Origin of the sequence: Rhizobium sp. RHZ02, assembly GCF_014851575.1 — a bacterium.
GTDB classification, from domain to species: domain Bacteria; phylum Pseudomonadota; class Alphaproteobacteria; order Rhizobiales; family Rhizobiaceae; genus Rhizobium; species Rhizobium altiplani.
This window is the reverse complement of the sequence record NZ_JACUZX010000002.1, coordinates 290,737-312,347: the sequence shown is the minus strand read 5'-3', so window position 1 is coordinate 312,347 and position 21,611 is coordinate 290,737. Positions and strand designations below refer to the sequence as shown.

23 protein-coding genes are annotated in these 21,611 nt (G+C 61.4%); 16 read left to right on the top strand and 7 right to left on the bottom strand.

The window, feature by feature from the left end:
• Positions 1-224: 224 nt before the first annotated feature.
• The 5 genes from ccmA to IB244_RS04325 are packed head-to-tail and all read left to right on the top strand — an operon-like array spanning position 225 to position 3,110.
• The gene (gene ccmA, locus IB244_RS04345) at positions 225-872 is read left to right on the top strand and encodes a heme ABC exporter ATP-binding protein CcmA (RefSeq protein ID WP_192303220.1); all 648 of its coding nucleotides are present in this window, start codon (positions 225-227) and stop codon (positions 870-872) included.
• Entirely contained in the window at positions 869-1,528 is a 660-nt protein-coding gene (ccmB, locus tag IB244_RS04340; protein ID WP_018855810.1) for a heme exporter protein CcmB, read from the top strand. The genes ccmA and ccmB overlap by 4 nt, the downstream gene beginning before the upstream one ends.
• A 48-nt stretch (positions 1,529-1,576) precedes the next feature.
• Positions 1,577-2,338, top strand: a complete 762-nt coding sequence (locus IB244_RS04335) for a heme ABC transporter permease (RefSeq protein WP_018855811.1) — start codon at positions 1,577-1,579, stop codon at positions 2,336-2,338.
• 2 nt (positions 2,339-2,340) lie between these two features.
• The gene (gene ccmD, locus IB244_RS04330; RefSeq protein WP_113469725.1) at positions 2,341-2,508 is read left to right on the top strand and encodes a heme exporter protein CcmD; all 168 of its coding nucleotides are present in this window, start codon (positions 2,341-2,343) and stop codon (positions 2,506-2,508) included.
• Complete coding sequence (locus IB244_RS04325; RefSeq protein ID WP_018855813.1) at positions 2,505-3,110, top strand: DsbE family thiol:disulfide interchange protein; 606 nt, start codon at positions 2,505-2,507, stop codon at positions 3,108-3,110. The genes ccmD and IB244_RS04325 overlap by 4 nt, the downstream gene beginning before the upstream one ends.
• On the opposite strand, the gene IB244_RS04320 is transcribed toward IB244_RS04325, so the two are convergent.
• The 5 genes from IB244_RS04320 to dapF all read right to left on the bottom strand — a co-directional run bounded on the left by IB244_RS04320 (position 3,111) and on the right by dapF (position 8,188).
• Positions 3,111-3,698 carry a DUF2585 domain-containing protein gene (locus tag IB244_RS04320; protein ID WP_018855814.1) on the bottom strand — a complete coding sequence of 196 codons (588 nt, stop codon included), beginning with the start codon at positions 3,696-3,698 and terminating at the stop codon, positions 3,111-3,113.
• Positions 3,695-4,339, bottom strand: a complete 645-nt coding sequence (locus IB244_RS04315) for a septation protein A (RefSeq protein ID WP_018855815.1) — start codon at positions 4,337-4,339, stop codon at positions 3,695-3,697. Before IB244_RS04315 ends, IB244_RS04320 begins: the two co-directional genes overlap by 4 nt.
• Before the next feature lie 64 nt (positions 4,340-4,403).
• Positions 4,404-5,996 carry a signal recognition particle-docking protein FtsY gene (ftsY, locus tag IB244_RS04310; RefSeq protein WP_018855816.1) on the bottom strand — a complete coding sequence of 531 codons (1,593 nt, stop codon included), beginning with the start codon at positions 5,994-5,996 and terminating at the stop codon, positions 4,404-4,406.
• A gap of 15 nt (positions 5,997-6,011) precedes the next feature.
• Positions 6,012-7,286 (bottom strand): tRNA (N(6)-L-threonylcarbamoyladenosine(37)-C(2))-methylthiotransferase MtaB, encoded by a 1,275-nt coding sequence (gene mtaB / locus IB244_RS04305; RefSeq protein ID WP_018855817.1) that lies wholly within the window; start codon positions 7,284-7,286, stop codon positions 6,012-6,014.
• Positions 7,283-8,188, bottom strand: coding sequence for a diaminopimelate epimerase (gene dapF / locus IB244_RS04300; protein WP_018855818.1), 906 nt, complete (start codon positions 8,186-8,188; stop codon positions 7,283-7,285). Before dapF ends, mtaB begins: the two co-directional genes overlap by 4 nt.
• A gap of 206 nt (positions 8,189-8,394) precedes the next feature.
• Here dapF and IB244_RS04295 point away from each other — a divergent pair, with 206 nt between their 5' ends.
• On the top strand, positions 8,395-10,347 hold the full coding sequence (locus IB244_RS04295; RefSeq protein WP_192303218.1) for an elongation factor G: 1,953 nt from the start codon (positions 8,395-8,397) through the stop codon (positions 10,345-10,347).
• On the opposite strand, the gene IB244_RS04290 is transcribed toward IB244_RS04295, so the two are convergent.
• Positions 10,348-11,352, bottom strand: coding sequence for an MBL fold metallo-hydrolase (locus IB244_RS04290; RefSeq protein ID WP_113469723.1), 1,005 nt, complete (start codon positions 11,350-11,352; stop codon positions 10,348-10,350).
• Positions 11,353-11,655: 303 nt separating this feature from the next.
• Between IB244_RS04290 and ffh the strand changes: the two genes are divergently transcribed.
• The 5 genes from ffh to trmD all read left to right on the top strand — a co-directional run bounded on the left by ffh (position 11,656) and on the right by trmD (position 15,355).
• Positions 11,656-13,224: a signal recognition particle protein gene (ffh, locus tag IB244_RS04285; RefSeq protein ID WP_018855821.1), complete on the top strand. Its 1,569-nt coding sequence runs from the start codon at positions 11,656-11,658 to the stop codon at positions 13,222-13,224.
• 16 nt (positions 13,225-13,240) lie between these two features.
• On the top strand, positions 13,241-13,561 hold the full coding sequence (locus IB244_RS04280; RefSeq protein WP_016556656.1) for a chorismate mutase: 321 nt from the start codon (positions 13,241-13,243) through the stop codon (positions 13,559-13,561).
• A 49-nt stretch (positions 13,562-13,610) separates the two neighbouring features.
• Positions 13,611-13,979, top strand: a complete 369-nt coding sequence (gene rpsP / locus IB244_RS04275; protein WP_018855822.1) for a 30S ribosomal protein S16 — start codon at positions 13,611-13,613, stop codon at positions 13,977-13,979.
• Positions 13,980-14,096: 117 nt separating this feature from the next.
• Positions 14,097-14,666: a ribosome maturation factor RimM gene (gene rimM, locus IB244_RS04270; protein ID WP_018855823.1), complete on the top strand. Its 570-nt coding sequence runs from the start codon at positions 14,097-14,099 to the stop codon at positions 14,664-14,666.
• 8 nt (positions 14,667-14,674) lie between these two features.
• Positions 14,675-15,355, top strand: a complete 681-nt coding sequence (gene trmD, locus IB244_RS04265) for a tRNA (guanosine(37)-N1)-methyltransferase TrmD (RefSeq protein WP_018855824.1) — start codon at positions 14,675-14,677, stop codon at positions 15,353-15,355.
• 39 nt (positions 15,356-15,394) lie between these two features.
• Here trmD and IB244_RS04260 read toward each other — a convergent pair whose 3' ends face one another.
• Entirely contained in the window at positions 15,395-16,249 is an 855-nt protein-coding gene (locus IB244_RS04260) for a cytosine permease (protein WP_409564047.1), read from the bottom strand.
• A gap of 230 nt (positions 16,250-16,479) precedes the next feature.
• On the opposite strand from IB244_RS04260, the gene rplS reads away from it, so the two are divergent.
• The 5 genes from rplS (at position 16,480) to leuC (ending at position 21,538) form a co-directional block, all read left to right on the top strand.
• Complete coding sequence (rplS, locus tag IB244_RS04255) at positions 16,480-17,016, top strand: 50S ribosomal protein L19 (protein WP_018855826.1); 537 nt, start codon at positions 16,480-16,482, stop codon at positions 17,014-17,016.
• Positions 17,017-17,217: 201 nt separating this feature from the next.
• On the top strand, positions 17,218-18,087 hold the full coding sequence (locus IB244_RS04250; protein ID WP_018855827.1) for an aldo/keto reductase family oxidoreductase: 870 nt from the start codon (positions 17,218-17,220) through the stop codon (positions 18,085-18,087).
• A gap of 154 nt (positions 18,088-18,241) precedes the next feature.
• Positions 18,242-19,039 (top strand): transporter substrate-binding domain-containing protein, encoded by a 798-nt coding sequence (locus IB244_RS04245; RefSeq protein WP_018855828.1) that lies wholly within the window; start codon positions 18,242-18,244, stop codon positions 19,037-19,039.
• Between the two features lie 22 nt (positions 19,040-19,061).
• Positions 19,062-19,883, top strand: coding sequence for an amino acid ABC transporter permease (locus IB244_RS04240; RefSeq protein ID WP_026371599.1), 822 nt, complete (start codon positions 19,062-19,064; stop codon positions 19,881-19,883).
• Positions 19,884-20,128: 245 nt separating this feature from the next.
• On the top strand, positions 20,129-21,538 hold the full coding sequence (gene leuC, locus IB244_RS04235) for a 3-isopropylmalate dehydratase large subunit (RefSeq protein ID WP_018855831.1): 1,410 nt from the start codon (positions 20,129-20,131) through the stop codon (positions 21,536-21,538).
• Positions 21,539-21,611: the final 73 nt, after the last annotated feature.

Sequence of the window (21,611 nt, the reverse complement as noted above, 5' to 3'; positions counted from 1 at the left end):
GCGGACGCCTATGCACGTAATGCACATCAGGATGCGGGTACGGCCATTTCCGCTGTCCGCACGTGGAGCGAAGCCCATGTTCGGCGCAAGGATGATATTCACGCCGACCGCTGGCGTGGTTGCGGGTCTTATAGATAATTTCTATGAAAGGTGCCAGAGAGTGCGTGACCCATTTCGGATTTTTTTGCGTTGCGATGACTGAAAAATTAAACCACGGAAAAGTCATGTCTCTCGAGGCCGCCAATCTGGCTGCGCGCCGGGGCGAAGACCTGATTTTCGAAGGCCTCTCCTTTCGCCTGGAATCGGGCGAAGCACTGGTTTTGACAGGCAAAAATGGATCAGGAAAGTCGACTTTGCTGCGCGTCGTCGCCGGTCTGCTGCATCAGGAAAAGGGCTCGGTCAGCTTCACCGATTCGCTCGGCAACACTCACCGGCGCGTCGGGGAAGTCAGCCACTATCTCGGTCACCGCAATGCAATGAAGAGCGAGTTGACGGTCGCCGAAAACCTCGATTTCTGGCGGTGCTTTCTTGGCGATAGCCATGGCGCTTCCACCGTCTCGATCGACGAGGCAGCCGAGGCGGTCGGTCTCGAGGGCATCACGCACCTTCCGTTCGGCTACCTCTCTGCCGGGCAGCAGCGCCGCTTCGCGTTCGCCAAGCTGCTTATCGCCCACCGGCCGGTCTGGATCCTTGATGAGCCGACTGCTGCGCTGGATAAAAGCGGCGACCGTCTGTTTGCCGAGCTTGTTGAAGCGCATCGCTGCAACGGCGGCATCGTGCTCGCGGCAACCCACCAGCCGCTAGGACTGGAAGGCGCGCAGGAATTGCGGATGGCGGGATTTGCCCACGCCGGACAGGGAGTGTGGGAATGACTGCCCTGCTTCTGCGAGACCTCAAGCTTTCGATACGCGCCGGCGGCGGCGCGCTGATCGGCGTTCTCTTTTTCTTGACCATTGTCGCGGTCATCCCCTTCGGTGTCGGGCCCGATCTCGCACTGTTGTCCCGCATCGGCCCGGCAATCGTCTGGATCGGTGCGCTGCTTGCGGCGCTGCTCGGTCTTGACCGCCTGTTTCAAGCCGAGCGCGATGATGGCTCACTCGATCTGATGCTGATGCAGGAAACGCCGCTGGTGCTGACGGTGCTCGTCAAATGCCTGGCGCACTGGGTCGCCACCAGCCTGCCGCTGGTTATCGCCTCGCCGTTGCTTGGCCTCTTCATGAATATGAGCGAGACCGCCATCGGCGCGACCATGCTGACGCTGCTCGTCGGTTCTCCCGCGATTACCTTCATCGGTGCCGTCGGCGCTGCCGTTGCCGTCGCCTTGCCGCGTGGCGGTCTGCTGGTGTCGATTCTGGTGCTGCCGCTGACGATCCCCGTGCTGATCTTCGGCGTCAGTGCCACTTACGCGGCGGTCGAGGGGCCATCGCCCTTTCTGCCGCCCTTCCTCATCCTGATGGCGCTGACCCTCTTCTTCGCGGTGATCGGACCGGTGGCTGCCGCGCTTGCGCTGCGTCACACGTCGGATTGATCGGGCACTCGATTGCGGCGTCAGGCATATCGCGGTAAGGAAAACGGCATGAGCGAAACGAGCCTTGCCATCACGAAATTCAGCGATCTCGCCAACCCGACGCGGTTTCTGGCGCTGGCCGCGCGCATCCTCCCGTGGATGGCCGGTTTCACGGCCCTCTGTTTTATCGTGGGGCTGTATCTCAGCTTCACGACAGAAGGCGACTACCAGCAGGGTGAAACGGTTCGCATCATGTATGTCCACGTGCCGGCCGCGTGGCTGGCGATGATGGGCTACACGATCATGAGCCTCTCGGCCGTCGGCACGCTGGTCTGGCGCCATCCGCTGGCGGATGTGTCGGCGAAGGCCGCAGCCCCGCTCGGCGCCGCCTTCACGCTGATTGCCCTGGTGACTGGGTCCCTCTGGGGCAAGCCGATGTGGGGCACCTGGTGGGTCTGGGACGCCCGGCTCACCTCCGTCTTCGTTCTGTTCCTGATGTATCTCGGGCTCATCGCCCTCAATCGCGCGATCGACGACCCTTCAAAGGCCGCCCGCGTCAGCGCCGTCCTCATTCTCGTTGGCTTCGTCAACATCCCGATCATCAAGTTTTCGGTCGAATGGTGGAATACACTGCATCAATCCGCGAGTGTGCTGCGCCTCGATGGTCCGGCCATCGATCCCGAGTTCCTGCGGCCGTTGCTGGTGATGGCGGTTGCATTTACCGCGCTCTTCCTCACGCTGCACATCATGGCGATCCGCAACGAGATCTGGCGTCGCCGCGTCGCCGCTCAGCGTCGACTGGCCGCCCGCCTGGCAAGCCGCGAGGGATAGTCATGACACACGCTTTCTATGTCTATGGCGCTTACGGCTTTGCCGCCCTTGTCGCGGCCGCGGTTACCCTTTGGACCTGGGCCGATGGCCGCGCTCGGCGGAAAGAACTGGCAGCCCTTGAAGCCTCCGGCATCCGCCGCCGCTCATCGCGAACAACGGATGGCAAATGAGCACCACCCCTGAAACGAACTCCGCCAAGCGCGGATTTGGACGCTATGCCGTCGCCTTGATCCCGTTGGTTGTCTTCGCCGGCATCGCAGCCACCGCAGCAAAGATGCTCTACGATCAGGACGTCCACGGCAAGAATATCTCGGAAATCCCCTCCGCACTGATCGGCACGAAGGCGCCGGCGCTGAACCTTGCGCCGCTCGAAGGCGCCAACCTGCCGGCGCTGACCGACAGTGCCATCAAGGGAAAACTGACGCTCGTCAACGTCTTCGCCTCCTGGTGCATTCCCTGTCGCGACGAGCATCCGATCCTGATGCAACTGGCAAAGGACAGCCGGCTCAATGTGGTTGCCATCAACTACAAGGACAAGAACGACAACGCGCTTCGCTTCCTCGGCGAACTCGGCAATCCTTTTGCCGCCATCGGCGTCGATCCCAAAGGGCAGGCGGCCATCGATTGGGGTGTCTACGGCATCCCCGAGAGCTATCTCGTCGCCCCTGATGGCACGATCCTCTACAAGCGGGTCGGCCCGTTCGACGATGTCAGCCTCAGGGAAGGCCTCTTCCCCGCCGTGGAGACGGCGCTCGGCAAGCCGGCTTCCTGATCAGAGCGCACTCTGCCAGGTCTTGATCGCCTCGACAGGCCAGATCAGCATCAGCACGTTGAGCGTCAGGTTGTCGCGGATCAGGTAGCCGGTCAGAAGCTCGAAGAAGATCGCGATTGCGATCGTCAGTGCAACCGGCGCCCGCGAGGCGAAGAAGAACCCGATCACCATGAAGACCGTGTCCATTGCCGAGTTCAGGATGCTGTCGCCGTAATAGTCGAGCGAGATCGTCGCCGTTCGATAGCGGTCGATGATGACAGGCGAGTTTTCCAGCAGTTCCCAGCCGGATTCGATGACGAGCGCCAGAAGCAGCCGCACGGCAATCGGCTTGCCGCGCAAAAGAAGGTGCGTAACGCCGTAGAAAATGAAGCCGTGAATGATGTGAGACGGCGTGTACCAGTCGGAAATATGCTGAGAGTTACCGCTGGAATTGACGGTGCCTTCCCAAAGCTTGATGTATCCGCAGGTGCAGATGGGGGTGCGGCCCATCATATATTCGGCGATGATCTGGATCAGCAGGACCGCACCGCATGCGGCGAACCAGAAGGTCTGGTGCTTGGCTCTCTCTGCCGTATCCAGTGTCGTCACTTCTCGGTCTCTCCCGCCGAGGTCACAGTGTGCTTCATGATGAGCGGCATCTGCGCCATGGTGAAGATGATGGTGATCGGCATCGTGCCCCAGACCTTGAAGGCGATCCAGAAGTCATCGGAGAAGTTGCGCCAGACGACCTCGTTCAGCACCGCCAGGAAGAGGAAGAAGATTCCCCAGCGGATCGTCAGCTTGCGCCATCCCTCGGCATCGAGCTGAAAGGCCGCATTGAAGACGTAGCCGAGCAGCGACTTGCCGAAAGCCAGGCCGCCCAGCAGCGCAACGCCGAAGAGCGCGTTGACGATGGTCGGCTTCATCTTGATGAAGGTCTCGTTCTGCAGGTAGATCGACAGCGATCCGAAGATGACGACCACGATGCCCGACACGAAGGGCATGATCGGCAGATGCCCGAGAATGATCTTCGAGACCACCAGCGAGGTCACCGTCGCCGCCATGAAGAGGGCCGTCGCCACGAACAGTGGTCCGCCAAGCTCCGACAGAGCCGGAAACCTTTCGACCAGCCAGGCGCCGCGCAGGTTGGCGAAGAAGAAGATCAGCAGCGGGCCAAGCTCCAGCGCCAGCTTCAGCATCGGGTGATGCCGGTCGGCCGCGCTTGGGGTGATATCGCTCTCGGTCGTCATTCTATCTCAAATCCGTTTGTGCCACACGAGACGCTTGCCCGTGTTTGTCGGCATATCTGTGGCATTATTGACCGAGCCCGGCAATGGCGTGCGCGAAATCCTCGGCCTCGAAAGGTTCGAGATCATCGACACCTTCGCCGACGCCGATGAAATAGACCGGCAGCTTGTGCTTGGCAGAGATCGCCACGAGAATGCCGCCACGCGCCGTGCCGTCGAGCTTCGTCATGATCAGTCCGTTCACGCCGGCAACGTTCCTGAAGATTTCCACCTGCGACAGGGCGTTCTGCCCCGTCGTCGCATCGAGCGTCTGCAGCACCGTATGCGGCGCATCCGGATCGAGCTTGCCGAGAACCCGAACGATCTTCTCGAGCTCTGCCATCAGCTCCGCCTTGTTCTGCAGGCGGCCGGCGGTATCGATGATCAACACATCGCACTTCTTCGCCTTGGCCTGCTCGAAGGCATCGTAGGCGAGACCCGCCGCATCGGCACCGAGCTTGGTGCCGATGAATTCAGACTTGGTGCGGTCGGCCCAGATCTTCAGCTGCTCGATGGCAGCGGCGCGGAAGGTATCGCCGGCGGCAACCATCACCTTGAGGCCAGCGCCCGAGAGCTTGGCCGCCAGCTTGCCGATCGTCGTGGTCTTGCCTGTTCCGTTGACGCCGACGACGAGGATGACGTGCGGCTTGTGGGTGAGATCGAGCTGCAATGGTTTGGCGACCGGCTTCAGCACCTTGGCGATCTCGCTTGCCATGATGCGGCTCACGTCCTCGCCGGTGACGTCCTTGCCGTAGCGCTCGGAGGCCAGCGTATCGGTGACGCGCATGGCCGTCTCGACGCCAAGATCGGCCTGGATCAGCAGATCCTCGAGATCCTGCAGCGTGTCGTCATCGAGCTTGCGTTTGGTAAAAAGGGCCGCGATCTGGCCGGTAAGTTGCGACGAGGTGCGGGCAAGGCCGGCGCGCAGGCGCTGGAACCAGGAAAGTCTTGAGGCCGGCACCAGAGGCGCGGACTCGGAAGCCGCGGGACCGGTGGCAAATCCCTTTGGAAGAACGGGAGTCACGGAGATATCTCCGGAAACGCTATCATCCTCCGCCGGCGTAGATACCTCATGCTCGGCGGGAGAGGCCCGATCGGCGATAGGCTGCTGTTCCACATCGGCTTCAGCTGTAAGCTCTGCAGCCGACGTCTCTTCGGTTTCGCCGAGAGATGCTAGTTCCGCGACACTATCATCCTCTGCCTCATCGCCGATTTCCGGCTGCAGGGAAGGCGCAACAGGAACCGTCTCTCCCAGCGTGCTTCCAGCAGGAGTATCGAGCTCCGCTTCGTCTTCAAGCAACGAGAGCGGCACAAGACCCACATCGCCTACCTGCATCTCAGGCGGCAAGACCTCGGAAACGTCGTCCTCAACGGGTGTGAACGCTTCGGCCTGCTCGGCAAGCTCCTCGATCGAGGCGTCCTCAGCTACGTCATCGGCAGGCCCGCCGGCCGTATCCACCTCTTCCGCCAGAACCAGGTCTGCGGCAACCGGAAGGTTCTCCTCGCGCGAATGCGGCTCCAGCTCGGTTTCGAGCGCTTTCGTCTCGACCGCCCCCGGCGCCTGCTCTTCCTCCGGCTTGGGGCCGAAGGTGAAGACCTTTTTGATGAAATTGAACGCCATGAGGATTCCGTAAACTCAGGCCGCGTCGGCGGCCGTCAATTGCATGTCGAGGTGTTTGCCGTTGTGTCCGGTGATGACAGCCTGCACGAAGCTTCGGGGCGCAAGTCCCGCCGCTGCGACAAGCGTGAAGTTCTCGGTATGCGCCAAACCGTTGTTTTCCACCAGCAGCCATTGCTGCGTTCCGACCATTCCGTCGAGATGGGACTGATGCAGGCGATGTCCAGTGGCGCGCAGTCGCGCTGCCCGCTCCTTGACCAGCGCGCGATCGAGCTGCGGCATGCGCGCGGCAGGTGTCCCCGGCCGCGGGCTGTAAGGGAACACGTGGAGATGAGCGATATTGGCCTCTTCCGCCAGCCGCACCGCATTGGCGAACATTTCTTCGCTCTCGGTTGGAAAGCCGGCGATCATGTCCGCGCCGAAGCTCATCTGCGGCCGCAGACGGCGCACGTCGTTGACGAAAGCTAGGGCATCCGCGCTCGAATGGCGACGCTTCATCCGCTTCAGGATCATGTCGTCGCCATGCTGCAGCGAAAGGTGGAGATGCGGCATGAACCGCGCTTCGTCGGCAATGAGGTCCAACAGATGCTTGTCCGCTTCGATGCTGTCGATCGACGAAAGCCGCAGGCGGCGAATATCCGGCACCTGCTTCAACAGCGTCTTGGCAAGCAGCCCGAGCGTCGGCTCACCGGGCAGGTCAGCGCCATAGCTGGTCGCATCGACCCCGGTCAGCACGATCTCCCGGTAGCCGGTTTCGACGAGCTTTCGCGCCTGGTCGACGACCGCCCCCATCGGCACGGAGCGCGAATTGCCGCGGCCATAGGGAATGATGCAGAAAGTGCAGCGGTGGTCGCAGCCGTTCTGGACCTGGATGAAAGCCCGCACATGACCATCGATATGCTTGACCATCTGCGGCGCCGTCTGGCGCACGCTCATAATGTCGTTGACGCGCAGCTTCTCTTCCGCCGAAACGCCGAAATCCGGCAGGGAGCGATAGGAAGCGCTCTTCAGTTTCTCCTCGTTGCCGAGGACAGCATCGACCTCGGCCATATCGGCGAAGGTTTCTTTTTCCGTCTGGGCCGCGCAGCCAGTGACGATGATGCGGGCGTGAGGATTGTCGCGCCGCGCACGTCGGATCGCCTGGCGTGCCTGACGCACAGCTTCGCCGGTAACCGCACAGGTATTGACGAGGATGGCATTATTGAGCCCGGCCTTCTCGGCCTCCGCCCGCATCACTTCGGATTCGTAGGTATTGAGACGACAGCCGAAGGTGATGACCTCGACGCCGCTCACCGCGCTTCGGCTCCCGGCGCCGCATCGCGCGACCACGCACCCGTCGACGGATCGAGCGTGCCCGACCATTCCCATTCAGCCGGGCCCGTCATGATGACGTGAGCATCGCGTTCGCGCCATTCGATCGTCAGAACGCCCTGATTGGGGCTGCTTGCAACCTTCACCGCGACTTCGCGCCCTGTCCGACCGGTGCGGGCGGCGGAAACGGCCGTCGCACAAGCGGCCGAACCGCAGGCGAGCGTCAGTCCCGCGCCCCGTTCCCAGGTGCGCGTCGTGATCGAGTTCGGAGAAGTCACCTGCGCCAGCGTGATATTGGCGCGCTCCGGAAACATCGGATGGTTTTCGAGAAGCGGCCCGAAGCGGCCGAGATCGAACGACATCGGATCACGGTCAACCCAGAAGATCGCATGCGGATTGCCCATGGAAGCGACCGAGGGCGAATGCAGCACGGGATTGTCGATCGGCCCGATTTGCAGCTCGATGCGGCTGGTATCGTGGAATTCTTCCGCAAGCGGGATCTTGTCCCAGTCGAAGACCGGCTTGCCCATATCGACGGAGATCGTCCCGTCTTCATGCTCGGTGGCATTGAGGATGCCGGCCACCGTCTGGAATGTGAAAACCTTCTTGCCGGTTTCCGAAGCAAGCGCCTGCACAACGCAGCGCGTGCCGTTGCCACAGGCCTGCGCCTTCGAGCCGTCGGAGTTCAGAATATCGATCCAGGCATCTGTGCCAGCTGCCTTTGGATCATGGATCGCCATGATCTGGTCGAACTGTGTGTCGTCAGCGGCATTCAGCGCGATTGCCGCCGCAGGCGCTACCTTGTCTGTGCGGCCGCGCATGTCGACGACCAGGATCTTGTTGCCAAGCCCGTTCATCTTCGCGAATTCGACCGTTGCGCTCATAGTGTCATGTCCGTCTCTGTTTGGGCTGTATATGGCGGAAATGCGGGGGAATTACCAGTGGCTTGACTGGCGGTGGATGAGCCACACATTGCCAGAGAGCAAATGCCGTGACCTCATATTTAAGAATGAGTGCAGATATCTAGCGCTTTTCGCCGCTTCGGGGCATTCTTGCTCTGGGATGGTGCTTTTGGCAGGGAGGATCGCCGATGCGCTGCGTCACCGTACTTGGGCCCTCGCAGACGGGAAAAACGACACTCGTCGCAAAGCTGGCCTCGCTCGAGGGAACGCCCAGAAAGTCAGCCTCTCCATATGGATCAAGCCTGACGGAATTTGACTTCAAGGACGAAGCGTGGTGTGCGATCGACACTCCCGGGGCAAATGAGGCACTGGCCCTGGCGCAGGATGCCCTGCTCGTCAGCGACGCCTGTATCCTCTGCATATCGCCGACGCCTGATGAAGCCGTGCTGGCAGCACCCTATCTGCGCGCCATCGAGGCCTCCGGCACGCCCTGCCTGATTTTCATCAACAGGATGGACGAGCCGCGCGGCCGGTTGCGCGATGTCATTGCCGCACTTCAGACCTATTCCAACCATCCGCTTGTCCTGCGGCAAGTACCCATCCGCGAAGGCGACCGGATCGTCGGCAGCTGCGACCTGATTTCCGAACGCGCCTGGCGCTATCGGGAAGGTCAGCCGTCCGCGCTGATCGAGCTGCCGCAGGATGCCGTCGAGCGGGAGCACGAGGCGCGGGCCGAAATGCTGGAACAGCTCTCGGAGTTCGATGACTGGCTTCTCGAGGAGCTCATCGAAGACCGGGAGCCGGCAAGCGATACGCTGTTTACGATCTCTTCGCGAATTCTCAAGGAGAACCGGGTTATCCCCGTGCTGTTCGGCTCAGCCTCGCACAGCAACGGCATCATGCGCCTGATGAAGGCCCTTCGCCACGAAGCGCCGCCGGCAACGGCACTGCGGTCGAGGCTCGCAGGAAGTGTGGAAGAAGCGGCCCTTTCTGCCGTGAGTTTCCACGCCTACCACAAGGCTAATGTCGGCAAGACGGTGCTGGTGCGGGCGCTCGCCGACGGCTTGAAGCAGGGCGCTCCCTTGGGCGGCGCCACGCTGGGTCCGCTGCAGGAGGCCGGCAACGGAAAGCCAATCAGTGGCAGCGTGGAGGCTGGCAGCGTCTTTGCCGCACTCAAATCCGACCATCTGCCAGCGACTGCCCTGCTGACGCTGACAGCCAGCGTCGAGCCGCCCGATTGGACGACACCGCCGACACCGATGCTGGAAAGAATTCTCGTTCCCGGCAGCGAACGGGACGAAACCAAGCTTTCCGCGACGCTGGCGAAACTGGCGGAAACCGATCGCGGCTTGAAGGTGATGCAGGAGGAAGGCACAGGCGCGGCGCTGATCTGCGCCCAGGGGCCGGTCCATCTGCGTGATCTCCGCAAAACACTGTCGGAGGTCTTCCGCGTCGAAGTTTCCGAACGCGCACCAAACCCCGTATACCGAGAAACCATTTCCAAACCTTCGGATGTGCGCTACCGGCACCGCAAGCAAACGGGCGGCGCCGGACAGTTCGCAGACGTGCAACTCAGCGTCAGGCCGAACGAGCGCGGCCAGGGCTTCACCTTCGGCGAAAGCGTCAAGGGCGGGACCGTGCCCCGAAACTACATCCCAGCTGTTGAAGCCGGCGCCCGCGAAGCCATGGAGAAAGGTCCGCTCGGCTTCCAGGTCGTCGATGTCGACGTCGTGCTGACCGACGGTCAGTATCACTCGGTCGACAGCTCCGATTTCGCCTTCCGGACCGCTGGGAAAATGGGCGTCAAGCAAGCGCTTTCACAAGCTTCCGCCGTTCTCATGCAGCCTGTGGTGCGGGTGGAGATCCATATCCCCTCGGTCTATTCCGGCGGAATGGTGACGCTCGTCTCCTCGCTCAAGGGACAGGTGCTCGGCTTCGACCGGGACGAGAACGCGAAGGGCTGGGATATATTTCGAGCGCTCGTGCCTGGCGGCGTGCTTGATGAATTGGCCCGGTCGCTCAGATCGGCAACGCAGGGCATCGGCCACTTCTCCAAGACCTTCGATCATTTCGAAGAACTCTACGGCAAGGAGGCCGACACCATCATCAATGCGCATGGTGCCGGAGCCCACGCGCATTGATCATGCCGCTGGCACGTCGAATACCTCGCCGGCTCTAAGCGGCCTGAACCGCTCCTGCGGTATTTCGCGCTCGGCCAAGGCTGCCTTTAGCGCCTTGACCGGCGTCTCGATTGCCTCGTCGGTCAGCTGGAACGTCGCAAAGTGATGGCCGGCCACATAGGCAGCATTGGCAAGCTCCATTCCCATCACCGCTTCATCAGGATTCTGATGTTGGCCCTTCATGAACCAGCGCGGTTCATAGGCTCCGAAAGGCAGGACGGCGAGGCGAAAGGCACCATGCTTCTGCTGGGCAGCCCTGTAGTTGACGCCCCCATGAAAGCCCGTATCCCCGACATGGTAGATCTTCCCGGCTGGCGTTGACAGGACGAAGGCGGCCCAGAGCGCCATGCGACGATCCCCGGTGCCGCGTGCCGACCAATGATGCACCGGCTCGGCATCGATGCGGATGCCGGCAAGCGGGATGCGCTCGCCCCAATCCATCGCCGTCACCTGCATGGTGGGAACGGCGCGACGAATGATCGTATCGTTGCCAAGCGGCGTTACGACATGCGGCCGATGCCTCGCCTGCAGCCGCCTGAGCGTCGCGACATCGAGATGATCGTAGTGGTTATGCGAAACGAGAACGAGGTCGATCGGCGGCAGGTCGTCGAACGCGATACCGGGTGCCACGACGCGCTTCGGTCCGGCGAAGGCGAAGGGGCTGGCCCGATCGGACCATACGGGATCTGTCAGGATATTGAGCCCCGCGACCTGCACCAGCATCGTCGCGTGGCCGACCATGGTTACCCGCAGATCGTCGCCATCAACGCGCGCATCCGGCTTGGCCGGTACGAAGGGGCTCGGAACCGACTTCGGCCAGCGATCGCGGTTGCCGCCAAACTGCCATCGCATCAGATCTCGAAAACCGAGAGGCTCGATACCATCCGGATTGAAGAAATGCGTGCCGTCGAAGTGATCGGAGACAGGCCCTTGATAGTAGGGATTGCGTCTTTTGGCCGTAGGCATACAAAGCGATTCCGTTGCAGGGAAAGCAGATCTGGGATCGGGCGCGCGCTTTTGAAAGGTCGAAACGCCGTCTTTTCTCGGCGTTCCCTTGACTCGCGGTCCGTTTTCCTGTTTACCGCCGCTCAATCTGCGACGAGCTTCAAGACTCGAGCCACCGACCGGGACCCGTAGAGGTATAAAGAGATCCCGGAGGTCCACACCCGACAGCGCGATGCGCCCTCGGGTGCTTTTTGGCTATGCGTCTTGTTTTCGTCAAGGAAAAGCACAAGGTTTCCGTCTTCAGGAAATCACAAGGAAGAGCCGATGTTTGAGAACCTCCAGGACCGTCTTGGATCCATTCTGAATGGACTGACAGGCCGTGGCGCGCTTTCGGAAAGCGATGTTTCCGCAGCGCTGCGCGAGGTTCGCCGCGCGCTTCTGGAGGCTGACGTGGCGCTCGATGTCGTGCGCTCCTTTACCGATCGCGTCCGCGAAAAGGCCGTCGGCGCCGAGATCCTGAAGTCGATCAAGCCCGGCCAGATGGTCGTCAAGATCGTCCATGACGAGCTGATCGAGATGCTCGGCGGCGAAGGCGTCGGCGTCGACCTGCATGCGGCCGCCCCCGTCGTCATCATGATGGTCGGTCTGCAGGGCTCCGGTAAGACGACGACGACCGCGAAGATCGCCAAACGGCTCACCGACCGCGAGAAGAAGAAGGTGCTGATAGCGTCGCTTGATACGCGACGTCCGGCCGCCCAGGAGCAGCTGCGCCAGCTTGGTGTCCAGACTGGTGTCGACACGCTGCCCGTTATTGCCGGCCAGTCGCCGACCGATATCGCCGCGCGCGCCGTGCAAGCAGCCCGGCTCGGTGGCCATGACGTCGTCATCCTCGACACCGCCGGCCGCACGCATATCGACGAGCCCTTGATGGTCGAAATGGCCGACATCAAGAAGAAGTCGAATCCGCATGAAATCCTGCTGGTCGCGGACTCGCTGACCGGTCAGGACGCCGTCAACCTGGCGCGCAACTTCGACGAGCGCGTCGGCATCACCGGCCTCGTGCTCACCCGCATGGACGGCGATGGCCGTGGCGGTGCAGCACTTTCGATGCGCGCGGTGACAGGCAAGCCGATCAAGCTCATCGGTGTCGGCGAGCGTATGGGCGAACTCGAAGAGTTCCATCCCCGCCGTATTGCTGACCGCATCCTCGGCATGGGCGATATCGTTTCGCTCGTCGAGCGCGCCGCTGAAAACATCGACGCCGAGAAGGCGGCTGCCATGGCCGCCAAGATGGCCAAGGGCAAGTTCGATCTCAACGACCTCGCCGACCAGCTGCGCCAGATGCAGAAGATGGGTGGCATGGGCGGCATCATGAGCATGATGCCCGGCATGGCTGGGATGAAGGACAAGATGGCCTCGGCCGGTCTGAACGACAGCCTGTTCGGCCGTCAGCTCGCCATCATCGGCTCGATGACCAAGGCCGAGCGCGCCAACCCCGATATTCTCAAGCACTCTCGCAAGAAGCGCATCGCCGCCGGCTCTGGCACCGATGCCGCCGACATCAACAAGCTTCTGAAGATGCATCGCCAGATGGCGGACATGATGAAGATGATGGGCGGCAAGGGTAAGGGCGGCCTGATGAAGCAGATGATGGGTGGCCTTGCCGGCAAGATGGGCCTTGGTGGCCTTGGCGGTGGCATGCCCGATCTTTCGAATATCGACCCCAAGCAGCTCGAAGCGCTCCAGAAGCAAGCTGAAGCTGCCGGTCTAGGAAAGCCGGGCGGCGGGCTGCCCGGCCTCGGCGGTGGCGGTTTGCCGGGTCTGGGCGGCGCCAAGCTGCCGGGTCTCGGCGGTGGTTTCCCAGGCCTTCCCGGCCTGCCCAAGAAGAAGTGAAGGGGTCGCGTAGACAATGATTGATCCTGAAATCAAAGCCCAACTTTCGAACTATCGCCAGTCGATCGACAACATCGACGCCGCGCTGGTCCATATCCTGGCCGAACGCTTCCGCTGCACCAAAGAGGTCGGCGTTCTCAAGGCCAAGTACAAGTTGCCGCCGGCCGATCCGGCGCGCGAAGAATACCAGATCGAACGTCTCCGCCATCTGGCGAAGGATGCCAATCTGGATCCGGATTTCGCCGAGAAGTTCCTGAACTTCATCATCAAGGAAGTCATCCGGCATCATGAGCAGATCGCTGCAGACCACGCCGAAAACGGCGCCGCAGCAAAATGAACCATACCGCCGGATCAGGCGGTCCAGAAAAGTCCAAGGAGTAAAGAAAATGGCACTGAAAATTCGTCTCGCACGCGGTGGTTCCAAGAAGCGCCCGTACTACCACATCGTTCTCGCCGACGCCCGTTCGCCGCGCGATGGCCGCTTCCTCGAGAACCTCGGTTCCTGGAACCCGATGCTCGCCAAGGACAACGGCGCTCGCATCACGCTGAACAACGACCGCATCAAGCACTGGCTCGATCAGGGCGCACAGCCGACCGATCGCGTTCTGCGCTTCCTCAACGAAGCCGGCCTCGCAAAGCGCGATGCCAAGAACAACCCGGAAAAGGCAAAGCCGGGCAAGAAGGCTCAGGAGCGCGCTGCTGAAAAGGCTCAGAAGGCCGCCGACGCTGCTGAAGCTGCTGCTTCCGCAGAATAATCGGGAACCTTCCCTTATCGAACGGGCGGCATGGCGACATGCCGCCCGTTTTCGTTTCCATTCCGCTGCACTTCGTTTAAGAGAAGCCCAGATTTGCGGCTTCATGTGAAGGACGTCATGCCAAAGCTTGAAAATCCGGTTCTGATGGCAACGATCGGTGGCGCCCAAGGCCTGCGCGGCGAAGTACGCGCTAAGGCCTATACCGCCGATCCGACCGCGCTCGGCGACTACGGCAACCTGCACAGCCTTGATGGCCGCACCTTCGAGATTCTCGATATCCGGGAAATGAAGAACGTCGTCGTCGTCCGATTCCGCGGCATCAACGACCGCAATGCCGCCGAGGCGCTGAACGGACTGGAGCTCTACATCGAGCGCGACAACCTGCCGGACGAGGAGCTGGAAGAAGACGAATTCTTCTACGCCGATCTCGAGGGTCTGGAAGCGCTCGACGACCAGGGCGTCAGCTATGGCACCGTGACCGGCGTTTTCGACTTCGGCGCCGGCGATCTGCTGGAGCTCAAGGGTCCCGGCAAGCGCCCGGTATTGATCCCCTTCTCTGAAGCCTCGGTTCTCGACATCGACCTTGAAAGCGGCAGGATCACCATCGATCCGCTCGCCGCTGGCCTCGTCGATAGTGAGGATGACGCACCGAACTTCACGCCCGACAAGCCGAAAAAGAAGAAGTGAGGCCGTCGATGGCGTTTCGCGCGACCGTGCTGACCCTCTATCCGGAAATGTTTCCGGGCCATCTCGGCTACTCCCTCGCCGGGAAGGCGATGGAGCGTGGCCAATGGTCGCTCGATACCCTGCAGATCCGCGACTTTGCCACCGACAAACACCGCACCGTCGATGATACGCCCGCTGGCGGCGGCGCCGGCATGGTGCTCAAGCCCGACGTTCTCGCCCGCGCCATCGACAGCGCCTCCGAGAACGACAGCCGCCCCCGGCTGCTGATGAGCCCGCGCGGAAAACCGCTGACGCAGGAACGCGTACGCGAGCTTGCTTCCGGCGATGGCGTCATCATCGTTTGCGGTCGCTTTGAGGGTGTCGATCAGCGCGTCATCGATGCGCGCGAGCTGGAAGAGGTCTCGATCGGCGACTACGTGCTGTCGGGCGGCGAACCGGCTGCACTCACCATACTGGATGCGATCGTCCGCATCCTGCCTGGCGTCATGGGCAATGATCTTTCCGGACTGCATGAGAGCTTCGAAGGCGGCCTGCTGGAGCATCCGCACTACACCCGTCCCCAGGAATGGGAGGGCCGCGAGATTCCGCCGATCCTCACATCGGGCAATCACGGCGCGATCGAGAAATGGCGCCGCGAGCAGGCGTTGCAGCTGACCCGGGAACGACGCCCGGATCTGCTGGAAGAATAAAAAATGCCCGGCCGATCCCGGGCATTCGAGTTTTGGGTGTCAGTTGGTAGCGCCCACCGCAGAGCCGCGTGCGCTCGCGCGCAATGCGTAGTAGACATCACCGCCGATGCCGACGCCGAAGAACCAGCCATAGGTCCCCCACCATTCCGGCAAGATCGACGTGAACGTCGGCAGGATCGATGAGAATAGCGAGCCGACCACGAAGGCGATGAAGGCATTCGTGTGCCAGCCATTCTGGAAGCGGAACTCGCCATACTCCTGATAAAGATCCGCGACGTTCAGCTCACCCTTCCGGATCAGATAGTAGTCGACCATCATGATCCCGAAGATCGGGCCCATCGTCGAACCGATGAAGTTGACGAAGTGCGCGGCACCCGTTTCCCACGGCGCGAACGGATAGAGCACCAACGCAATCAGGGCGGCAATCCAACCGCCCCGCTTAAAGCTGATCTGGCGGGGGAAGACATTCGAGAAATCGAAGGCCGGCGAGACGAAGTTGGCGACCACGTTGATGCCGAGCGTTGCAACGGCGAAGGTCAGCGCCGCAAGCAATGCCAAGAACCAGCTGTCGAACTTCACGGAGATCGCCTCCGGATGCAGCAGTACTTCGCCGTAGACGGTGAATGCCGCCGTCGTTGTGACACCCGCGACGAGGCAGAAGGCGAGCAGGTTGATCGGCAGGCCCCAGAGATTGCCCTTGCGCAAGGTCTTGGTGTCCTTCGTATAGCGCGAGAAATCGCAGAAATTCAGGTAGAGAGCCGCAAAGTAGGGGATCCATGTCGCGGCAACCGCGGCAAGAGCCGCAAACGAGCCTGGCTCGCCGGCGATGCTGCTCCCCTGTTGTGCATTTGACAAATATTTAATCAAATGAGTCACAGGCTTGATATCGTGCAGCACTGGCAAAAGCCCAGTTTGGCGGTCGGCGCTGCGAAATTTCCGGGCCAAAGGGGTGACAAAGCCTGCGCAATACGGTATGCGCACGCCCGGAATGGGAAAACTCCCATCAACCACGTAAAGAAAAACAGACGAATTCGCTCCTGCCCTCACCGGCAAATATCTGCGGCTCGACCAAGGATAGATCGTTCAGAGCGCTCTGGCTGTTGAACCAACAAAGAGGTTGAGTCATGAATATCATTCAGCAGCTTGAGGCCGAACAGGTCGCCAAGATCGAAGCCCAGCGCACGCTTCCGGAATTCTCCCCGGGCGACACCGTTCGCGTCAACGTCCGCGTCAAGGAAGGCAACCGTACCCGCGTACAGGCCTACGAAGGCGTTTGCATCGCTCGCTCCGGCGGCGGCCTGCAGGAGAACTTCACGGTTCGCAAAATCTCCTACGGCGAAGGCGTCGAGCGCGTATTCCCGGTCTGCTCCCCTGCTATCGAAAGCGTAGAAGTCGTTCGCCGTGGTAAGGTCCGTCGCGCGAAGCTCTACTACCTGCGCGATCGTCGCGGCAAGTCGGCTCGTATCGTCGAGAACACCGGCACCCGCGCTCGCAAGCTCAACGACGCCGAGCGTCAGGCAGTTGCCGAGGAAAAGGCGCGCCTGGAAGCCGAAAAGGTTGCAGCAGCTCAGGCGCTCGCAGCCGAAAAGGCAGCACAGGAAGCTGCAGAAGCCAAGGCAGCAGCAGAAGCTGCCGCAGCGGCTGAACCGGCAGCAGAATAAGTTTCAATCCTTCGAGATTGTGGGAAGGCGACCTTCGGGTCGCCTTTTTTGTTGCTCGCTAGCGCGCCACTGGCAGGTCGGATCGCGTCAGCCGCGCCCACCGCCATTGTCCGAAATTCCAAACAGCCCGTGCGGAATGCATGCCGTTATCGCAAGAGCCGGTCTGACCTATTTCTGCCCTGTCTTTAAACGGAGCAGATCATGTCCAATCTCGAAAAATCGGGCACATTCACACTCGGCGACAGCACGGTGGCGCGGCTTGGCTACGGGGCCATGCAACTTGCTGGCAAGGGCGTCTTCGGACCCCCGAAGGATCGCGCCGAGGCAATCGCTGTGTTGCGCGAAGCAGTCGAAAGCGGCGTCAACCACATCGACACCAGCGACTTCTACGGCCCGCACATCACCAACCAGATCATCAGGGAGGCGCTGCATCCTTATCGGGATAATCTTGTGATCGTCACGAAGATCGGAGCAACGCGTGGGCCAGACGCGTCGTGGAACCCGGCCTTCTCGAAAGAAGCGCTGACGCTGGCAATTCACGACAACCTCAAGAATCTGGGCCTCGAGGTGATCGATGTGGTCAATCTGCGAGCCATATTTGATGTCCATGGCCCGGCGGAGGGATCTCTGGAAGAACCCCTCACCGTCCTCGCCGATCTTCAGCGCCAGGGCCTTGTCAGACACGTTGGCCTCTCCAACGTCACCACCAAGCAAGTCGCGGATGGCAGAAAGATCACCGAAATCGTTTGCGTTCAAAACCAGTACAATCTTGTGCATCGCGGGGATGATCCGCTGATCGACCAGCTCGCGACGGAAGGAACAGCCTATGTGCCTTTCTTTCCGCTCGGGGGCTTCTCGCCATTGCAATCGTCCACGCTGTCGGATGTCGCTGCGGAGCTTGACGCAACACCGATGCAGGTTGCTCTTGCGTGGCTTCTGCAGCGCGCGCCGAATATCTTGCTCATACCCGGCACCTCGTCACGTCTCCACCTCAGGGAGAACCTCGCGGTCGCCGATATCACCTTGCCCACCGGAGCCATTGAGAAACTGGATGGTATCGCGTCTCGCTGACGACATTTGCGATCTGTCCCGCAAAAATCTTCGCATGGAAGGGCGGTCTTTGGACCGCCTTTTCTGATTTTGAACGGCGACATACGGCAATTCTCTTGCCATCCGCTTCGCAACTATGACAGGTTTCGCGAGCTATATTTCGGGGAGATATTTAATGCCGTTCCGTCGCACTGTCCTTGCAGGACTGACCGCCCTTGTCCTGTCGCCGCTGGCCGCCTTCGCCGCCGACCTTCCCGACCTCAAGGGCAAGTCGGTCGTCGTCGTCACCGAGAACGCCTATCCGCCGTTACAGTTCGTCGATCCGAAGTCGGGCAAGGCGATCGGCTGGGAATATGATGCGATGAACGAGATCGCCAAGCGGCTGAATTTCAAGGTCGAGTACCAGAACACCAGCTGGGACGCGATGATCCAGGCGGTCTCCGACAACCAGTACAACATCGGCATGACCGGTATCACCATCAAGGATGATCGCAAGGCCAAGGTCGATTTTTCCGATCCCTACATGCGTTCGCAGCAGTTCATGCTGGTGCGCGGCGATGAAAGCCGCTTCACCGACGCAAAGACCTTCGGCGCCTTCAATGAAGGCCTCGTCGGCGCGCAGCCGGGCACGTCGCCTTTCTACACCGCCGTCTACGAAATCCTTGACGGCAACGAGCAAAACCCGCGCGTCAAGCTCTTCGAAACCTTCGGCGCCACCGTCCAGGCGCTCAAGGCCGGCGACGTCGACGTGGTGCTGACCGACAGCGTCGCTGCCAAGGGCTATGTCGACGCCTCGAACGGCGGCCTGAAGGTCATTGGCGGCCCGCTCGGCACGGAGGATTTCGGTTTCATCTTCCCGAAGGGCTCCGATCTCGTCGCCGCGGTCAATGCCGCAATCGCAAGCCTGAAGGCCGACGGCACCTTCGACGCGCTGAACAAGAAGTGGTTCCTCGACTACAAGATGGGCGAATGATCCCGTCTTCGGTTAACGCGTGATGGCTCCGCAGCCAGCCCCTGGCGGGCATGTGAAGGGCGACTACCCCTGGTGGCTGGTCGCCCTTGTCGCGATCGGAATCGTCCTTGCCGTCGTCATCATCGCCAACGACATCTATGCGCAGGTCTTCCGCACCGTCTTCAATGGCGTCGGCGTTACCATCTTCGTGACGCTGGTGGGCTTTGCGCTGGCGACCCTTCTCGGCCTCGGCGTCGCGTTGCTCGGATTGTCCGACAGTGTCGCGCTCCGCCAGATCTCGCGTTTTTACATCGAGGTGATCCGCGGCGTGCCGATGCTGGTGCTGCTCTTCTATGTCGCCTTCGTCGGCGCCCCCGGCATCGTCGCCGCCTACAACTTCCTGACCAGTCCGCTGATCCAGGCAGGCTTTAGCGAACCAGTGATGGTGCGCGACTTCTCGCTGATGTGGCGAGCGATCATCGCCCTTATGATCGGCTACTCCTCTTTCATCGCCGAAGTCTTCCGCGCCGGCATTCAGTCCGTCGACCACGGCCAGATCGAGGCGGCCAAGGCGCTCGGCCTGTCGCGCTATCACCGCTTCCGCTTCGTCGTCTTTCCGCAGGCGATCAAGGTGATCTTCCCGCCCCTGTCGAACGATTTCGTAGCGATGGTCAAGGACTCGTCGCTGGTGTCGGTGCTCGGTGTCTCCGACATCACGCAGATGGGCAAGATCTATGCCTCCGGCTCCTTTCGCTTCTTTGAAACCTATTCGATCGTCACCTATATCTACCTCATCCTGACGATCGGTTTGTCGCTTGCCCTGAGGCAGGTGGAGAAACGGATGCGCGGGAAAGACCGGCGCTAGCGGCCGAATGATTCGAATTGCCGCCGTCGCGAAAAATTGGTATGTGACAGCGCATGGAATCCAAGTTCAGTTGCATTGGGGCGCATATTTTCGTGCTGCAGGATCACTACCGCCTGCCGGCACGTTTCTTTGCGGCCGTTTCCGGTGCACTCAACAGCCGACTTCGTTGATCGAATGACGGCCCGGCGGGCCTCACCGCCACCAACTCCATTTTTCCATACGCATCCAAGAACGGACCTACCGCCATGAGCGCACCGCGTACCCTTTACGACAAGATCTGGGACGACCACCTGGTCGATCAGCAGGACGACGGCACCTGTCTTCTCTACATCGACCGCCACCTGGTCCACGAAGTCACCTCGCCGCAGGCCTTCGAAGGCCTGCGCATGACTGGCCGCAAGGTTCGCGCGCCGGAAAAGACGCTGGCTGTGGTCGACCACAACGTCCCGACGTCACCTGATCGCCATCTCGGCATCAAGAACGAAGAGAGCCGTATCCAGGTCGAGCAACTCGCCATCAACGCCGCCGAATTCAATGTCGAGTACTACTCGGAAAACGACAAGCGCCAGGGCATCGTCCACATCATCGGACCGGAACAGGGCTTCACCCTGCCCGGCATGACGATTGTCTGCGGCGACAGCCACACCTCGACGCATGGCGCCTTCGGCTCGCTCGCCCATGGCATCGGCACGTCTGAGGTCGAGCACGTGCTCGCCACCCAGACGCTGATCCAGAAGAAGGCGAAGAACATGCTGGTGCAGGTCGACGGCGTACTGCCGGCTGGCGTCACCGCCAAGGATATCGTTCTCGCCATCATCGGTGAAATCGGCACCGCCGGCGGCACCGGCTACGTCATCGAATACGCCGGCGAAGCCATTCGCGCGCTGTCGATGGAAGGCCGCATGACGATCTGCAACATGTCGATCGAAGGCGGCGCCCGCGCCGGCCTGATCGCGCCCGATGAGACCACCTTCGAGTACATCAAGGGCAAGCCGCGCGCGCCGAAGGGCGAGGCGCTGGAACAGGCAATCGCTTACTGGAAGACCCTGAAGTCGGACGAAGGCGCGCATTTCGACCGCGTCGTGAAGCTCAACGCCGCCGAACTGCCGCCAATCGTATCCTGGGGCTCTTCGCCGGAGGACGTCATTTCCGTTCAGGGCGTCGTTCCGAACCCTGATGAAATCCCCGAAGAGACGAAGCGCGCTTCCAAGTGGCGTGCGCTTGATTACATGGGCCTGAAGCCCGGCACCCCGATCACCGAGATCAACATCGACCGCGTCTTCATCGGCTCCTGCACGAACGGCCGCATCGAAGACCTGCGCGCTGTTGCCAAGGTCGTCGAGGGCAAGACCGTTGCCTCGACCGTCAACGCCATGATCGTTCCGGGCTCCGGCCTCGTGAAGGAGCAAGCGGAGAAGGAAGGCCTCGACAAGATCTTCAAGGCGGCCGGCTTTGACTGGCGCGAGCCCGGCTGCTCCATGTGCCTCGCCATGAACGACGACCGCCTGAAGCCCGGCGAACGTTGCGCCTCGACCTCGAACCGCAACTTCGAAGGCCGCCAGGGCTTCAAGGGTCGTACGCACCTGGTGTCTCCAGCGATGGCCGCCGCAGCGGCGATCGCCGGCCACTTCGTCGATATCCGCGAGTGGAACTAAGCATAAAGGCCTCCCCTTCGGAAACGAGGGGGAGGCTATCTCAGCAGACACCGGACGTATTCGGTGCGACAAT

Coding starts and splice junctions, on each gene's coding strand:
- ccmA (WP_192303220.1), top strand. CDS start 225: ATGTCTCTCGAGGCCGCCAATCTGGCTGCGCGCCGGGGCGAAGACCTG.
- ccmB (WP_018855810.1), top strand. CDS start 869: ATGACTGCCCTGCTTCTGCGAGACCTCAAGCTTTCGATACGCGCCGGC.
- IB244_RS04335 (WP_018855811.1), top strand. CDS start 1,577: ATGAGCGAAACGAGCCTTGCCATCACGAAATTCAGCGATCTCGCCAAC.
- ccmD (WP_113469725.1), top strand. CDS start 2,341: ATGACACACGCTTTCTATGTCTATGGCGCTTACGGCTTTGCCGCCCTT.
- IB244_RS04325 (WP_018855813.1), top strand. CDS start 2,505: ATGAGCACCACCCCTGAAACGAACTCCGCCAAGCGCGGATTTGGACGC.
- IB244_RS04315 (WP_018855815.1), bottom strand. CDS start 4,339: ATGACGACCGAGAGCGATATCACCCCAAGCGCGGCCGACCGGCATCAC.
- ftsY (WP_018855816.1), bottom strand. CDS start 5,996: ATGGCGTTCAATTTCATCAAAAAGGTCTTCACCTTCGGCCCCAAGCCG.
- dapF (WP_018855818.1), bottom strand. CDS start 8,188: ATGAGCGCAACGGTCGAATTCGCGAAGATGAACGGGCTTGGCAACAAG.
- IB244_RS04295 (WP_192303218.1), top strand. CDS start 8,395: ATGCGCTGCGTCACCGTACTTGGGCCCTCGCAGACGGGAAAAACGACA.
- IB244_RS04290 (WP_113469723.1), bottom strand. CDS start 11,352: ATGCCTACGGCCAAAAGACGCAATCCCTACTATCAAGGGCCTGTCTCC.
- ffh (WP_018855821.1), top strand. CDS start 11,656: ATGTTTGAGAACCTCCAGGACCGTCTTGGATCCATTCTGAATGGACTG.
- IB244_RS04280 (WP_016556656.1), top strand. CDS start 13,241: ATGATTGATCCTGAAATCAAAGCCCAACTTTCGAACTATCGCCAGTCG.
- rpsP (WP_018855822.1), top strand. CDS start 13,611: ATGGCACTGAAAATTCGTCTCGCACGCGGTGGTTCCAAGAAGCGCCCG.
- rimM (WP_018855823.1), top strand. CDS start 14,097: ATGCCAAAGCTTGAAAATCCGGTTCTGATGGCAACGATCGGTGGCGCC.
- trmD (WP_018855824.1), top strand. CDS start 14,675: ATGGCGTTTCGCGCGACCGTGCTGACCCTCTATCCGGAAATGTTTCCG.
- rplS (WP_018855826.1), top strand. CDS start 16,480: ATGAATATCATTCAGCAGCTTGAGGCCGAACAGGTCGCCAAGATCGAA.
- IB244_RS04250 (WP_018855827.1), top strand. CDS start 17,218: ATGTCCAATCTCGAAAAATCGGGCACATTCACACTCGGCGACAGCACG.
- IB244_RS04245 (WP_018855828.1), top strand. CDS start 18,242: ATGCCGTTCCGTCGCACTGTCCTTGCAGGACTGACCGCCCTTGTCCTG.
- IB244_RS04240 (WP_026371599.1), top strand. CDS start 19,062: ATGGCTCCGCAGCCAGCCCCTGGCGGGCATGTGAAGGGCGACTACCCC.
- leuC (WP_018855831.1), top strand. CDS start 20,129: ATGAGCGCACCGCGTACCCTTTACGACAAGATCTGGGACGACCACCTG.